This window comes from Rhodococcus sp. 15-2388-1-1a (assembly GCF_002259145.1).
Lineage (GTDB): Bacteria > Actinomycetota > Actinomycetes > Mycobacteriales > Mycobacteriaceae > Rhodococcoides.
In genome coordinates this window covers 35,575-50,189 of the sequence record NZ_NPFP01000006.1, presented here as the reverse complement: position 1 = coordinate 50,189, position 14,615 = coordinate 35,575, and the positions used below count along the sequence as shown (strand labels likewise).

Here is a 14,615-nt window from a genome sequence, read left to right as displayed (position 1 = left end):
CCCACACCACTGCCGGAGGCACTAATGTGGACTTCGATGAAGCTTTCGCGTGCGGCCCTACTGCTGTCAACTCTGGTGTTCATCGGTGCTCTGATCTGGGTCGCCGTCACTGCGGGGGATCAAGTGCCCGCGCACTTCGACGCGTCCGGTCAGGTCGATCGCATGGACTCGAAACAGTCCTTCCTGCTCACGATGGGCGGCATCGGATTCGCGATGATCGGATTGTTCGCGAGCATCGGTCGGTGGTTCCCCAAAGTTCCGGCGTCCATGGTGAATCTGCCGAGTCGGACGATGCACGAGTATTGGACTGCCCCCGAGAATCGACCTGAGCTGAACCGGAAGATGGCCGAGGACTTCGGGTGGATCGGCGCGGCAACGGCATTGCTCTTCGCCTGCATCACCGGCGTTGCGGGCGCGACGACAGGCGACTCGGTCAGCATCTGGGTTCTCGCCGTCCCGACGGCTCTGTACCTGCTGGCCATTCTGGGATACGTGGTGTTCGTCGTCAAAGGTGGTCGGTACCGCATTCCGAAGGACTGACTCAGGGGAGTGGTTGCAGCATCGCCAGTTTCGAGCCCGACTGCACCAGATAGCCGCCATCGGCGGCATTTCCGCTCGTGACACGCAGTCGGCGCATGCTCAGTGCGCAGTGAGTCCGTCGAGGAGTAGTTCACCGACGAAAGTCGCGTTGTCCTGCGGGCTGTTCTGTCGACGGGTGAAACAGCGCATCAGCAGCGTGTTGGTGATCCCTGCCGCGAGATCGACTGGACTGGAGCTCTTTCGGAAGATGCCGGTGTCCTGCCCTCGTGCGATGACCGGTGCGATGATCGACGGCAGGTTGAGCTTCTCCTTGATGGAGATCAGTCCCTCCGGCTCGCCGTAGGTGTCGTGTGCGACAGCGACGAGGAGGGCGTCCATGAATTCGAGTTCGTCCGCGGCGAGTTGCGCGCACCGCAACATGTGATTCTGCAGAATCGTGAGCTCGTCGAGGCCGAGCAGGTGGTCGTCGGCCACCGACTCACGAAGGCGATCGACTCGGCTCTGCAGTGCTGCAACGATGACGGACGGCTTGGTAGGAAACAGTGTCTTGCACGCGGTTCTCGGCACTCCGGCGATATCGGCGACGTCGTCCATCCGCGTCATGAAGTAGCCACGCTTTCCGAACTCGTCGCGCGCAGCGGTGACGATCGCAGCACGCGGATCGCGAGGAAGTGGCCGTTCTTCCACCGCTGCGCCGATTTCTCCCACGACATCATCGAGGTGCTGATGATGTCCCGACGTGTCGACGACGGCCCCGATGAAGGCGAGGACCGCGTCGGACATCACATCGGCCGATACGGAAGCGGCGTCCACCTGACTGCGGATGCGAAATCCGTCGACGACGGCATTGATCGTCACAGCGAACGATCGAGCGGTGAAGGGACGGCGAAAGGCTCCACCGTCGGGATCGAACAGTGCCTCGAATGCGTCCAGTACGGCGTCGTCTCGAACGCGGTAGCTCCCGGCGAGTGCTGCGGAAGCAGGTCCGCGGAAAACATGATCGAGAAGAGTGGCGGTGGTGCTCTTCCGGTCGACGATTGCCGGAAAGTAGTGCGCGACGAGCGCCGACACCGCCGTTCGAATCGATGCGCCACTGTTCGTCATCTGGTTGCGAACGGTGCCGTGAACGTCGGTGGGTAGAGGAGTTCGGGACAGATGCTCGACGACCGTGGCGAGGAAGTCGGACTTGGTGTCGAACTTGCGGAAGAACGTCGCTGTCGACGAGTCGGCCTCGTGGACGACGTCCTCGATACGTAATCCGCGTTCGAGAATCCTCTGTGGATGCGCGATCAACAATGCGACACCCGCCTCGACGAAGAGGGCCGCGGTCGCGTCGAGCTCGGTCATAGGAGCGGACTTTACCGAGGTGGGGCCGACCGTGAGGGTGCAGGTGACAGCATTCACTCTCGGGTGAGAGCAACCTCGGTCATTCCTCGGAGTGACGCAGCGGAGTCAGTGCGGTGTCATTGGCCGTGTTCGCGCCACCGGGACAGCGGCGGTGCCCGAAATCAAGGATCTCCATGACAGTGCTCGATATCCGCGTCGGAGACGCACCCGACCCACGACTCAGCGCTCGTGAAATCGAGGTACTCACCGCCTGGCTCATCTCTGATTCCAAAGCGGAGGCATCGCGCTCGCTCTATCTCTCGATGGGAACCGTCAACACACACCTGACTCGCATCAGAGCGAAGTACACGGCAGTGGGACGAACGGCACCGACCAAAGCGACGTTGCTGGTGCGTGCACTGCAGGACGGGTTCATCGACATCGACGATCTGTGAGCAGTTACCGCACCTCGACGCGACTGGACCGCACCTTCCTGACCACGAACCAGCTGATCAGCGCGACGACGATGCCGATGACGACATATTGGAACACCGAGGCGTAGTTCTCCACGTAGTGCCAGTTCTCCCCGAGGAAGTAGCCGGCGAGCACGAAGATGGAGTTCCAGATCAGGCTGCCGAGGGTGGTGTACAGGGTGAATTGCAGAACCGGCATCCGGGATACACCGGCCGGGATCGAGATGCCCGATCGGACCATCGGAATCATGCGGCCGAAGAACACGGCAGACCGGCCGTGGCGAGTGAACCAGTCCTCGGCCTTCGTCAGATCCTCCGTCCCGACGAACGGCATCTTCTCGACGATGGCATACATCCGATCGCGGCCGAGCTTGACGCCGAGCCAGTACAGGACGAGTGCGCCGATCACCGAACCTGCCGTCGTCCAGAACAACGCACTCAGCAATGTCATGCCGCCTTGGGAGGCGGTGAACCCGGCGAGAGGCAGAATGATCTCGCTGGGAAGGGGCGGGAAGAAGTTCTCCGCTGCGACGGCGATTCCCGCACCTGGGCCGCCGATGGCTTCCATCAGACTCACTGCCCATCCGGCGATCCCTCCGAGGTCGCTGTCGGCTGCGGCAAGGGAGGAGAGGTCGCTCATGACAACGACTGTACGAAACCGATGGGCCGAAAATCTGCTCACCAGGCGAAATGCCCGGGAATTGAGACATATGGAACACTCGGGAGTGTGAACCGAGTCTCCCGGATAGTCCCTGCTGTTGCCGCCACCACATTGCTGCTCAGTGCCTGCGGGTCCTCGGACTCGGCCGATCCAGCATCCACCACCACGAGCAATTCGTCCGCGCCGGCCTCGACATCAGCGAGTTCGAGCTCTGCAACGGTCTACGACCTACCCGGAACCGGAGTGTTCCCCGAGGGCATCACCGCCGCGGACGACACCTTCTATGTGACGTCGACATCCGACGGCGCGGTGTTCCGCGGAACCGTCGGATCCCCGGACGTCTCGGTGTTCCTGCCCGGCGGCGCGGACGGACGCACCGGTGCCGCCGGAATCGACGTGACCGACGACGACGATCGCCCCGACTATCTGGTGATCGCCGGTGGGGCCACCGGCAAGGTGTGGGTGTACGACGCCGATTCCGGTGATCTGGTGGCCACGTTCACCAACGGTCTCGGCACCGACGCGACGTTCCTCAACGACGTCGCGATTGCCGACAACGGCGATGCCTACGTCACGGACTCGCGTAGCCCGGCGTTGTTCCGCATTCCCGTCGAGCAGATGACGGCCGGAACGCAGGACGCTCCGTTGGAGACATTCGTGAGCTTCGACGGCACACCGTTCGCGTACGGAGAGGGATTCAACTCCAACGGCATCGTCGAGAACGACGACGAATCTGCGTTGATCGTCGTGCAGTCCAGTACCGGCAACCTGTATCGCATCGACAAGACTTCCAAGGAGGTCACACAGGTCGACCTCGGCGGAGCAACGCTCACGAACGGCGACGGGATGGAGATGGACGACGACACGTTGTACGTCGTCCGTAATCGTGACGGGTTGATCTCCAAGGTCGACCTGAATGACGACGGCCGCAGCGGATCGGTCACGGGTGAGATCACCGACGCATCGTTCGCCTACCCCACAACCGTTGCAGCAGTAGACGATCGATTGCTCGTGGTGAACAGTCAGTTCGACAAGCGCGGGGGAGAGCCCGTCGAGCCGTTCACTGTCAGCTCTGTTCCGGAGTAGAGCGGCTGCGCCGCGTGTGCGCGGAAGTTCGTAGCAGAGGTCGAAGTTCCAGGCATGACGATCAGTCGGCGACGATGGCGTCGATCTGGCCGATTGCCGACGCCATGCCCTCGTCCATGCCCATCGCCACGAGTTCTTCGAGCTGGCTCAGGCTGTCGAAACGCGAACGGATGGTCATTCGCGTTGCGCCGCCGACGTCTTCGAGAGTCACGGTGGCGTGGGTGACGGGCATCGTCGACGACGGATTGCCCGAGTCGTCGGCGAACCCGTCGTCGAAGGACAGCGTGGTCGGTGCGGAAATCTCGGTGAAAAGCCACCATCCGGCGGCCTTTTCGCCGTCCGGCCCCGACATGTAGTACGACGCTCTGCCGCCGGCAACGAAGTCGTGGGACACGAACGTCGCAGGCCATGTGGGCGGACCCCACCACTGTTCGAGTTGGCGCGGGTTCTCCCAGATCTGCCACACCCGTTCGACTTTCGCGTCGAACTCCGCGACCACGGTCATGGTCAGGTTCTCTGCGTCCTTGTGTGAGCTGATGAACGGCATGATTCAGCCTTTCCGGTCCTCGGACAGTAGGTCGTCGATCCGGTCGACGCGTTGTCGCCAGATCTCCTCGTAGGTATCGAGCAGGGCGCGAGCGTGTGCGATGGTCTCCAGCCGAACTCGCACGATCTGCTCCCTGCCACGCTTGTGTTTGGTGATCACGTCGGCGCGTTCGAGAACGGCGACGTGCTTCTGCACAGCGGCGAAACTCATGGCGTAGTGAGCCGCCAACTCCGATACCGACTGTTCACCGACAGTGACCTTCGCGACGATGTCGCGCCGCGTCTTGTCGGCGAAGGCCTGGAACAGGCGATCGACCTCGGCGTCACTCATCTCATCTACAACCATGTGGTTGTACGTTATTGGTCGCTCGGTCTTCCGTCAAGGGACAAATCGGTCTTTCAGGCAATATGGAGTGCGGAAGGCGAACGACGTCGTCCGAGAGGAGTGCCAGGGTGCAGATTCGATCGGCTATGATCGGCGCGCTGTCGATCGTTGTGGGCGCACTCGTGGTGCTGATTCTGGATCTGCACACCGCATGGCAGACGCCCTCCCATCTGCGACGAACGATCAGCGAATACGGTCTCGGCGCGCAGCAGTGGGTGTTCTCGATCGGCGTCGTTCTGCTCGCATTCGGTTCGGCGCTCACCCTCGCGTCCGCGATTCGCCATCGCCTCACTCGACCCGGTGCGACCGCGTCGATCTTCCTCACGCTGTGGACCGTCGGACTGGTCGCCGTCGTTGCTGTGCCGAAGCAGGATTGGTCGAACGACGCCTCGCTCAGCCTCGGCGGGACGATCCATCGGTTGGGGGCCGCCGTGGCGTTCGTCAGCATCCCGATTGCGGTGTTCGCGTTCTCGCGGCCCTGGCTTCGAGACACTGTGTGGGCGGTGCGCGCTCGCGTGACCATGGGACTCAGCGCGCTGTCGGTCGTGACGCTGATGCCCATCGTGTACGCGTTGGCTGTCGGAGCGACCGGCTCGCGTCCCTGGTATCGCGTCGTCACACTCGGCTACGTGGAGCGGGTGCTCGTCGTCGCCGAAGTGGTCGCGCTGATTTCACTCGCTCTGTGGGTGTGGGCAGCAGAACGTAGGAGTGTCGCCTCGCTCGAGTCTCAGGAGATCAAGGCCTCGCAGCCTGTATAGGGAACCGATTGCACTCGCGTCGCGTCCAACCTTTCAGTGACGTCTGTGTCGAGAGGTTGAACGAATGCGGGTAGTAGGTGGGCTGCGGTTTGCTGTGGTCTGTGCTTCGGCTCTGGTGCTGGCGGGTTGCGCGGGCTCGACGCAGGGAACACCCGCCGCCAGTGAAGACACCTCGGCATCGACGACGGTGGCAGCCGGCCCGGAGCCATTCGATCCCTGTACCATCCCCAAATCTGCAGTGACTGCAAGTGGGTTGGACGTCAGCACCGAGCGACCGGACTTCGCGGGCATCACGACGTATCCCGGCTGGAAGAACTGCACCTGGGACGCCTCCGGAACCAATCCCTGGTACTACCTGTCCGTCATGTCGTCGATCAACTCGATCGACGAATACTTGCGAAGCCCTCAGAACGAGCGGCAACTTCCTATCCAGGTCGGCTCGCGTGCCGCAGTGCGCTACAACGCTGACTACCAGGGAAATCCGCCTACGGGATGCGACATCGTCTTAGCAGTGGGTGGGAATCTGATCATTTTCGCCTTGGACAGGATCGGATTGGAAGACGTTTTGGGGGACCCTTGCGCCGAGGTGCAGAGACACGCCACCGAACTCCAGAGCTTCCTGCCGGCCTGAGAAGAGGACTCATGATCGACGAATCCGAACGACTCGAGAAGAACTTGACCCACTGGCGGTCGCTACGACAGCAAGCATCGGACGGCGCACTTCACGTCGAAGCGGATATGGCGCGCGAGTGCGACAACGTATGCGCGAATTACCTCGACGACTTGTACAGAATGCTTGAAATGACGCTCAGGCTATCGAAGCCCGAAGCATTCGGTGAGCTGCCCTCAGCGCAGATGCTCGGGGAGAAGTTTCATCGTCTGGCGGTTGGGGAGGAGGGCTCCGCCCGCTTCGCGATCACACGGCAGATCGAGATCATCAAGACGATGCGGGAGTTCTTTCGACACTATTTCGCCAGTGTGGAGGCGACGGATACCGCGACCGCGGCCACTGTAGAGGCGCTGTCCCCGCCGAAATAGACGACAGATCCCGACGACCCAGTTGCTCGGTCGTCGGGATCGATCGTTCGAAACACGCTGCTAGCGGGCCAGTTCCACTTCCGCTTCCTCGTCGACGAAGGGGTCGCCGTTCCGCGGAGCGTTGTAGCGCTCGAGGTCGAGGATTCCTTCGCGCTTGGCGACGATGGTCGGCACCAATGCCTGACCGGTGACGTTGACCGCGGTGCGGCCCATGTCCACGATCGGCTCCACTGCGAGCAGCAGACCGACGCCGGCCAACGGCAATCCGAGGGTGGACAGCGTGAGGGTGAGCATCACCGTCGCACCTGTTGTTCCTGCCGTTGCGGCAGAACCGATCACGGACACCACGATGATCAGCAGGTAGTCGGTGATGGTGAGATCGATGCCGTAGAACTGAGCCACGAAGAGTGCCGCGATCGCGGGATAGATTGCCGCGCAACCATCCATCTTGGTCGTCGCCCCGAGGGGTACCGCGAACGACGCGTACTCGCGAGGGACTCCGAGGTTGCGTTCGGTGACGCGCTCGGTGAGGGGCAGGGTTCCGATCGACGAACGCGAGACGAAGCCCAGCTGGGTGGCAGGCCACACTCCCGAATAGAAGTTGCGCACCGAAAGTCCATGGGCGCGAACGATCACCGGGTACACCACGAAGAACACCACGGCCAGACCGACATAGATCGACACTGTGAACACGCCGAGCGAGCCGATCGCGTCCCAGCCGTAGGTCGCCACCGCGTTGCCGATGAGTGCGGCGGTGCCGATCGGTGCCAGGCGAATGATCCACCACAACACTTTCTGAACGATGGCCAACAGCGACGCGTTGAACGCGAGGAACGGTTCGGCCTTCTTGCCGACCTTGAGCGCAGCGATGCCGATGGCAGCGGCAATGACCAGCAACTGCAAGATGTTGAAGCTCAGTGAGGTGGTTGCGGTACCGCTCTCGGCGACCGTGGTTTTCGCGCCGAGTGCCAAGAAGTTGTTCGGTACCAGTCCGGTGAGGAACGACCACCACGACCCGACGCTCGACGGATCGCCCGCCGAATCGGCACCTGCGCTGGTACGGGAGCCGGGCTGAGCCACCAACCCGATCACGATGCCGATGATGACGGCGATGAATGCCGTGATGGCGAACCACCACAGGGTCTGGATCGCCAGACGGGCAGCATTCGTGACCTCGCGCAGGTTGGCGATGGAACTGACGATCGCCGTGAACACCAGCGGGATCACCGCGACGGTGAGAAGTTTGACGTAGCTCGAACCGATGGTCGACAGGGTGCCGACCAACCAGTTGTCGTTGCCGTCGGCGGCGTCGGGCATGGATCGCGCGATGAGTCCGAATACGACTCCGAGGACGAGTCCGGCAACGATTTGTGGACCGAAAGCGGTTGCCCAGGTAGGGACACGGCGCGTTCGGGTAGCGCTGGGCGCAGACATGGATATGCCTTTCGAAAAGGAGAGGTGTCGCCAGGGATGGACGACAGAAATGCTCGTCGGCCGATGGGCCGAATTTCAGGGGGTTGAGGTCTGGAGAACCATCAACAGGTAGCGCTGGCTTGCAGACGCAAGTCGACATACCGTCGAGAGGTCAGCAGCGGATTCACTGACCGAACGCTACTCCGCCGTGGAACTGCGCAGCCGAGCAGGGCGGCTATGAGGGTTCACTGTGGAATCGGTATGGGTCTGCTGCGGCGTCGATCCGACTCCACCTTCGTGGGTTAGTTTGAGGTTCTTGTCGTCGACGAAACGAGATCATGAGTACCGAATCGAAGCCCCGAGCAATGGCCGGACGACTCGTTCGTGCCGTCTGTGCGGTGGTCGCCGCCCTGGTTGCCGTCGTTCTGGGCTCGGCCGGTTGGGTGGCATACGCGACGGCGGGGAAGGTGTACGACGTCGACGATGCACCGGACGCGCCCGTGGCCATCGTTCTCGGTGCACAGGTGCGCGACGGCAAGCCGATGCGGTTTCTCTCCGGACGTCTCGACACTGCGATCGCGTTGATGGCGGCGGGAAAGGTCAAGGCGATTCTGGTGTCCGGTGACGCAGACGGCAACTCCGGCAACGAGATTCAAGCGATGACCGATTACCTGATCGAGCACGGAATCGATCCTGCCGTGATCATCGGAGACGATCACGGCATCGATACCTACGACACCTGCGCGCGGGCGAAGGAGACCTTCGGGGTCGAACGAGGACTGATCATCAGCCAACCCCTCCATGTGTCGCGAGCAGTGGCGTTGTGTGAGGACATGGACCTCGACGTCGACGGAGTCACGGCGGAGTGCGTCGACTGCAATACCCTTGCGGTAGTGCGCAACTACGCGCGAGAGTTGCTGGCGCGACCCAAGGCGGTACTGGATCTGTGGTCGGGTCGCGATCCCGTGGTGGTGTCGCCGCCCGTCGATTCTCTCGCGAACATCACGAACCGATGAGTGTGCCCGATGGTGACGTCCTGATCCCGACCGTGGTGCGAGAGTTGGCGGGACCCGAAGACGTCGAGCCGGTGTGGTCGAATGAATTGGGCGGGTTGACGTTTCGTCTCGGAGAGGCGCGGTACGTCAAATGGACGCCGGCCGAAACCTCGATAGATCTGGAGGAGGAGGCACGACGTCTGAAGTGGGCGATTCGGTACAGCCCGGTGCCGAAGGTCCTCGCGGTCGGTTCGGACGATTCGGGTTCCTGGTTGGTGACCGCTGCCCTGCCCTGGGAGAACGCGGTGGCGGATCGCTGGATGGCCGACCCGGCTGTCGCAGTTCGAGCGGCGGCAACCGGCCTCCGGGCATTCCACGATTCCGTCCCCGTCGGGCAGTGCCCGTTCGATTGGTCGGTGGTCTCACGGGTCGGCGATCGCGAGTTGCCAGTCGAATCGCCGTCGATCGACAGGCTCGTCGTGTGCCATGGCGACGCCTGCATGCCGAACACCCTGATCGCCGATGACGGATCCTGGGCAGCTCATGTCGACATGGGCACGATGGGCGTCGCCGATCGGTGGGCAGACCTGGCACCAGCGATCTGGAGCACCGAGTACAACTACGGCCGCGACTATTGCGAGGCATTCTTGGACGCGTACGGCATCGACCTCGACCGTGAGCGTCTGGACTACTACCTGTGGTTGTGGGAGTCGACCTGATCTGTGGCTCGGAGTCGCCGCCCCGGCCCGGCTACAGTGAGCTGGCCCGGTTCGACGACTCTGCGGACCCGTGTTTTCAGGAGAAGTGAACGCTTGAGCTGGATCCGCTTGAACGACGTTGCCAAGGGCTACGACCAGAAGGTGATGTTGCGCGAGGTGTTCTTTCGTCTCGCCGACGGTGATCGCATCGGTCTGATCGGACGCAACGGCACGGGCAAGACCACCCTGCTTCAGCTTCTTCTCGGACGTGAGACTCCCGATACGGGAACGGTCGATGTCACCGAGGGCGCACGAATCGGGTACTTCTCGCAGTTCTCGGAACTCGACGGCGATCGCAGCATCCAAGCGGAGCTCGAATCTCTCTTCGTCGCTGTCCACGCGATCGAGGTCGAATTGGCCGAGGTCGAAGCCGCACTCGGGGGCGACCTGGACGAGAAGCAGATGTACAAGCTCGTCGATCGCCAAGCCGAGCTACTCGACGCCATGGAGAACAGCGGCGGCTGGACCTATCACCAACAGATCGACACTGTGCTGTCGATGCTTGGATTCAACGCCGAACGACGTGAGCTCCCCGTCGATCGACTGTCCGGTGGTTGGCGCAACCGTGCAGCGTTGGCCAAAATCCTCATCGAGGCCCCGGACGTCCTGCTCCTCGACGAGCCGACGAACTTCCTCGATGTTGCCGGAATCGCGTGGCTCGAACGTTGGCTACGAGATTTCCGCGGTGCGCTTCTCGTTGTCTCGCACGACCGCGCGTTCCTCGAGCAGGTCGTCACCAGCATCGTCGAAATCGAGAACCATCACCTGCAGACGTACGACGGTAGCTACTCGGAATACGTTCAACAGAAGCAGTTTCGACTCAAGAACCTCGAACGTGAGTTCAGCAACGAACAACAGCTGCTGGCCTACGAGCAAGAAGCGATCAGCGATCGCAAGGAAGCAGTGAAGAACCCCAGCGGGGTGCTCAAACGTCGGCTCGCGAACATCAAGAAGAGCAAGAGTCCGCGTCCGGTCGACACGGTGGTCACCGCGATCTACGGCGGTCTGCATGTGCACGACAACCTGGCGGAGATCAACGGGATCGCCAAAAGCTATGGAGAGCAACGACTTTTCGAGAACATCTCCTTCACAGTGCACCGCGGTGACCGCATCGCTATCACCGGACCCAATGGATGCGGCAAGACAACCCTCGTCGACATCCTCGTCGGAGCCGAGCAACCGGACAGCGGCAAGATCAAGTGGAAGACCAAGGCGCCGTCGTTCATCTACTACAACCAGGTGCTGGCCGATCTCGATCTCGACGACACCGTGTCGCATTCGGTGAACGCGATGCCGGGCAGTCTCGCTCTGACGGCGACGAAGAAGGAAGTCCACCGCTTTCTCACGTTGTTGCAGTTCTCCGAGATGGATCTCAAGTCGAAGATCGGCGTGCTGTCCGGAGGGCAAAAGGCTCGAGTCGCATTGGCGCAGTGCCTGTTGTTCGGCGCAGGCGTCATCGTGCTCGACGAGCCCACCAACCATCTCGACCTGCAGAGCACCCAGGTGCTCGAACGCGCACTGATGGCGTTTCCCGGCGCGGTGATCCTGGTGAGCCACGACAGGTTCTTCGTGGAGAAGGTGGCCTTTCGGCAGCTGTCGTTCGACGGAAAGGGCGGCGTCACCGAAATCGCCGGTGTGCAGATGGCCTGACGCCGTGGGCTACCCGTTGATCTTCGACGTGGATGTGCCCCACTCGGCGTCGCGCAGCTCCTTCTTCCTGATCTTGCCGGTGGATGTCTTCGGCAACTCGACGATGAATTCGACGGCACGCGGGGCCTTGTAGGAGGCGATGGCAGATTTCACGTGCGCTACGAGGTCTGCCTCCGACGCTTCCGCGCCCGGCACCAGCACCACGAATGCCTTCGGTCGCTCGCCCCACTTGTCGTCCGGCACCCCGATCACCGCCACATCGGCGACTGCTGGATGGCTGGCAAGTGCCTGTTCGACCTCGATCGTCGAGATGTTCTCGCCGCCGGAAATGACGACATCCTTGGCGCGATCCAGTAGTTGGACATAGCCGTCGGGATGCATGACCCCGAGGTCTCCGGAATGGAACCAGCCGCCCGCGAAGGCCTGTGTCGTACCGGCGGCGTCGTCGTAGTACCCCTTCATGACGTTGTTGCCGCGCATGACGATCTCACCCATTTCGACGCCGTCGGGTTCGACGTCGATCAGTGCTCCACCCGGGCCGGACTTCTCGCGTACCACGCGCAAGCGATCGGCCGTGAGCATGCCGACTCCCTGCCGAGCCAGGCGTCGGGCCTGCTCGTCGCCGTCCAGTTCGAGCCATTCCTGCTTCGCCTCGCACACCGAGTACGGGCCGTAGGTCTCGGTGAGTCCGTACACGTGCACGAGCGTTGCCCCCAGTGCGCGAATCTTGCCGATGATCGTCGGGCTCGGGGGAGCTCCGGCCGTGACGATGGTCAGGGGTCGATCCAGCGAATGTGCCTGCGCTGCAGTGGCAAGAGTGGTCAGCACCGTCGGTGCACCGGCGAGGTGGTCGACGCCATCGTCGATGGCCGACCAGATCGCATCGCCGCGGACGCCGCGAAGACAGACATGCGTGCCCGACGCGGCCGTGACCGCCCAGGTGGTGCACCATCCGTTGCAGTGGAACATCGGCAGCGTCCACAGATAGCGAGTATCGATGCCGAATCCCTGGTGGTGCAGTTCTCCGAGCGAATTGAGGTAGGCGCCGCGGTGGGTGTACATCACGCCCTTGGGTCGACCGGTGGTGCCCGAGGTGTAGTTGATCGTGATGGTCGAGGTCTCGTCGTCGACCTCCCACTCGAGCGAATCGTCGGAGCCTCGCTCGAGGAAGGCGTCGTATCGAGTGGTGTGCGGCAGCTTTGCGTAACTGCCGTCGACGGCGGGTGTCTCGACGATCTCACGGACCGAATCAGCGATCGGATCTGTTCCGAGTCCGGTCAGCAGCTCCGAATCACCCACCAGCAGAACCGAACCGGAGTGATCGCAGATGTAGCGAACCTCGGCGGGCGACAGTCTGGTGTTGATTGCGACCAGAACGGCACCGGCCAGTGGAACCGCGTAGTGCGCGAACAACAGCTCAGCAGAGTTGGACGCGATGTAGGCCACCCGATCTCCGTGGCCGACACCCGACGCGCGCAGCGCGTGCGCGAGCCGGGTGACGTCGTGGGCGAACTGCTCGTAGGTGAAAGTCCTCGGCCCGTCCACCACGGCGGTCTTGTGAGGGTGGACCTCCGCTGCGCGTTCGAGAAAGCGAAGGGGCGTCAGCGGAGTATCCAGACCTGTCATGTCAGCCAATGTAGCGCGCACTAGGAGGCCAGATCGGATTTGTCGATACGTTCGCGCCCACCGGTAAGGTCGGCGCGTTCGGCGGCGGCACGGCCGGCATACGATCCCGCCGCATTGTTGCTGCTGAACCTGATCGTTCTCGTCGCCGGATGCCGTGCCGCGAACGCCCGGTCCACGGCATCGGTTCGTTGCGCCAAGATGGGCACCAGTGCAGGACCGTGTTGCTGAGTTGCCGCCGCAGTAGCTCGCGTGCGTGCGTCCTGCAGTCGTTCGCCGATGCGGTGGGCGTATGCGATCAAGAATGCGTTGCGGAAGCTGCGTGTCCGCGAAGCCGGCGAATCGGCCACCTCGTCGAGTGCGCGAGCCGATTGCACGAGAAGCGAGGTGTAGATGAGCTCACACAGGTCGAGATCGACGGGCATGCCGATGATGGTGGCCAGCAAGTACTTCTTCTTCCACAGTGTTCTGGCACCATTTGCGCGACATACGCAGTGCAGCAGAAGCAGTTTGGCTTTGGAGTACGGATTGCTCACCATGATGCGACGGGTGACGACATCGTCGATCAGGCTGCGATGGTTCCCTGCGTCGAGAAGCGCACTGTCGATCGCGTAGCGGGTCATCAGATCCTGGGCCTTGGCCGATAATGCCTCGGCCTCAGCGGGGAATTGCGTCGACTCGGCTTTGGCCAGCAGCCCTCGTATTCTGCCGAGCATCTTCGAGTCCGTGGCTTGTCCGGGGCCGGTCGCTGCCGACTGTGAGGTCCATCGAGCCGGAGGGGGCAGGAGCTTCGCTAGGGGCAACAGCCACGTCGAACAACCGAGTACGAGCAGCAGGGTGTACCAGGACTGCGCCGACGATCGTCGGTTGTACGAGCGCCACCGCTGAAGGCGCTCGGCAGTTGTGCCCGCTGTGTAGTCGATGTGCAGCTCGGATAGTTGATCACACCAGGAATTCGGAGCGAGGCGCTCGGCCGAGCTTCGCGCCGCGTGTGCGCCGATCGCTTCGACCATGACCACTGTGCCGTCGCCTCCGGCGCACTGACGCGTCACGTGTACCAGTTCGGCGGGCTGCCAACCGTTCTCGAATGCAGTATCGAGAGCGTCGTCGAGTATCGTCGCCGCGCGATCGTGCACCGAACACGCGGGGTTGGTTTGGTCCCCAGCGGACAAGCGTTCCGCAATCAGCCGAACCATGTCCTTCGAGGACGGCATGACCTGGGCCAAACCGATTCCGCTGTCAAGCAATTCGCTCGGGTCGGCATCCTGCCGCACGTGTGTCGCGTGCGAGTACTTGAAAATACTGTCCAAATCGATACGACTCATCGTCGTCCCCCTCCACGTCCCCCGGTGTGGTCACCGAA

At 62.4% G+C, this 14,615-nt stretch carries 16 protein-coding genes; 9 read left to right on the top strand and 7 right to left on the bottom strand.

Features of this window, described 5'->3' with window-relative positions:
• Positions 1-36: 36 nt before the first annotated feature.
• A complete protein-coding gene (locus tag CH302_RS04010) occupies positions 37-540 on the top strand; it encodes a DUF1648 domain-containing protein (protein ID WP_230596284.1) in 504 nt (167 codons plus the stop codon).
• Between the two features lie 99 nt (positions 541-639).
• Here CH302_RS04010 and CH302_RS04005 read toward each other — a convergent pair whose 3' ends face one another.
• Positions 640-1,887 carry a TetR family transcriptional regulator C-terminal domain-containing protein gene (locus CH302_RS04005; protein WP_037190977.1) on the bottom strand — a complete coding sequence of 416 codons (1,248 nt, stop codon included), beginning with the start codon at positions 1,885-1,887 and terminating at the stop codon, positions 640-642.
• A 173-nt stretch (positions 1,888-2,060) separates the two neighbouring features.
• Between CH302_RS04005 and CH302_RS04000 the strand changes: the two genes are divergently transcribed.
• Complete coding sequence (locus CH302_RS04000) at positions 2,061-2,321, top strand: LuxR C-terminal-related transcriptional regulator (protein WP_032395056.1); 261 nt, start codon at positions 2,061-2,063, stop codon at positions 2,319-2,321.
• Between the two features lie 4 nt (positions 2,322-2,325).
• On the opposite strand, the gene CH302_RS03995 is transcribed toward CH302_RS04000, so the two are convergent.
• Positions 2,326-2,979 carry a DedA family protein gene (locus CH302_RS03995; RefSeq protein WP_037190978.1) on the bottom strand — a complete coding sequence of 218 codons (654 nt, stop codon included), beginning with the start codon at positions 2,977-2,979 and terminating at the stop codon, positions 2,326-2,328.
• Positions 2,980-3,066: 87 nt separating this feature from the next.
• On the opposite strand from CH302_RS03995, the gene CH302_RS03990 reads away from it, so the two are divergent.
• Positions 3,067-4,086 (top strand): SMP-30/gluconolactonase/LRE family protein, encoded by a 1,020-nt coding sequence (locus CH302_RS03990; protein ID WP_037190981.1) that lies wholly within the window; start codon positions 3,067-3,069, stop codon positions 4,084-4,086.
• A 61-nt stretch (positions 4,087-4,147) separates the two neighbouring features.
• Here the strand turns inward: CH302_RS03990 and CH302_RS03985 are convergent, their stop codons facing one another.
• Positions 4,148-4,633, bottom strand: coding sequence for an SRPBCC family protein (locus CH302_RS03985; protein WP_037190983.1), 486 nt, complete (start codon positions 4,631-4,633; stop codon positions 4,148-4,150).
• A gap of 3 nt (positions 4,634-4,636) precedes the next feature.
• Complete coding sequence (locus CH302_RS03980; protein WP_037190985.1) at positions 4,637-4,978, bottom strand: ArsR/SmtB family transcription factor; 342 nt, start codon at positions 4,976-4,978, stop codon at positions 4,637-4,639.
• 107 nt (positions 4,979-5,085) lie between these two features.
• Between CH302_RS03980 and CH302_RS03975 the strand changes: the two genes are divergently transcribed.
• From CH302_RS03975 to CH302_RS03965, 3 genes are all read left to right on the top strand, one after another.
• Positions 5,086-5,775 (top strand): DUF998 domain-containing protein, encoded by a 690-nt coding sequence (locus CH302_RS03975; protein ID WP_037190987.1) that lies wholly within the window; start codon positions 5,086-5,088, stop codon positions 5,773-5,775.
• A 64-nt stretch (positions 5,776-5,839) separates the two neighbouring features.
• Positions 5,840-6,406: a DUF3558 domain-containing protein gene (locus tag CH302_RS03970; RefSeq protein ID WP_082323676.1), complete on the top strand. Its 567-nt coding sequence runs from the start codon at positions 5,840-5,842 to the stop codon at positions 6,404-6,406.
• A gap of 11 nt (positions 6,407-6,417) precedes the next feature.
• Positions 6,418-6,813, top strand: coding sequence for a hypothetical protein (locus CH302_RS03965; protein ID WP_037190991.1), 396 nt, complete (start codon positions 6,418-6,420; stop codon positions 6,811-6,813).
• Positions 6,814-6,873: 60 nt separating this feature from the next.
• Here the strand turns inward: CH302_RS03965 and CH302_RS03960 are convergent, their stop codons facing one another.
• The gene (locus tag CH302_RS03960) at positions 6,874-8,247 is read right to left on the bottom strand and encodes a dicarboxylate/amino acid:cation symporter (protein ID WP_037190994.1); all 1,374 of its coding nucleotides are present in this window, start codon (positions 8,245-8,247) and stop codon (positions 6,874-6,876) included.
• Positions 8,248-8,564: 317 nt separating this feature from the next.
• Here CH302_RS03960 and CH302_RS03955 point away from each other — a divergent pair, with 317 nt between their 5' ends.
• The 3 genes from CH302_RS03955 (at position 8,565) to CH302_RS03945 (ending at position 11,629) form a co-directional block, all read left to right on the top strand.
• Positions 8,565-9,242, top strand: a complete 678-nt coding sequence (locus CH302_RS03955; RefSeq protein ID WP_082323677.1) for a SanA/YdcF family protein — start codon at positions 8,565-8,567, stop codon at positions 9,240-9,242.
• A complete protein-coding gene (locus CH302_RS03950) occupies positions 9,239-9,940 on the top strand; it encodes an aminoglycoside 3'-phosphotransferase (protein WP_037190999.1) in 702 nt (233 codons plus the stop codon). Before CH302_RS03955 ends, CH302_RS03950 begins: the two co-directional genes overlap by 4 nt.
• 93 nt (positions 9,941-10,033) lie before the next feature.
• Positions 10,034-11,629, top strand: coding sequence for an ABC-F family ATP-binding cassette domain-containing protein (locus CH302_RS03945; RefSeq protein ID WP_037191002.1), 1,596 nt, complete (start codon positions 10,034-10,036; stop codon positions 11,627-11,629).
• 9 nt (positions 11,630-11,638) lie between these two features.
• On the opposite strand, the gene CH302_RS03940 is transcribed toward CH302_RS03945, so the two are convergent.
• Entirely contained in the window at positions 11,639-13,255 is a 1,617-nt protein-coding gene (locus CH302_RS03940; protein ID WP_037191005.1) for an AMP-binding protein, read from the bottom strand.
• Between the two features lie 20 nt (positions 13,256-13,275).
• Complete coding sequence (locus tag CH302_RS03935) at positions 13,276-14,577, bottom strand: DUF2786 domain-containing protein (RefSeq protein ID WP_052047701.1); 1,302 nt, start codon at positions 14,575-14,577, stop codon at positions 13,276-13,278.
• Positions 14,578-14,615: the final 38 nt, after the last annotated feature.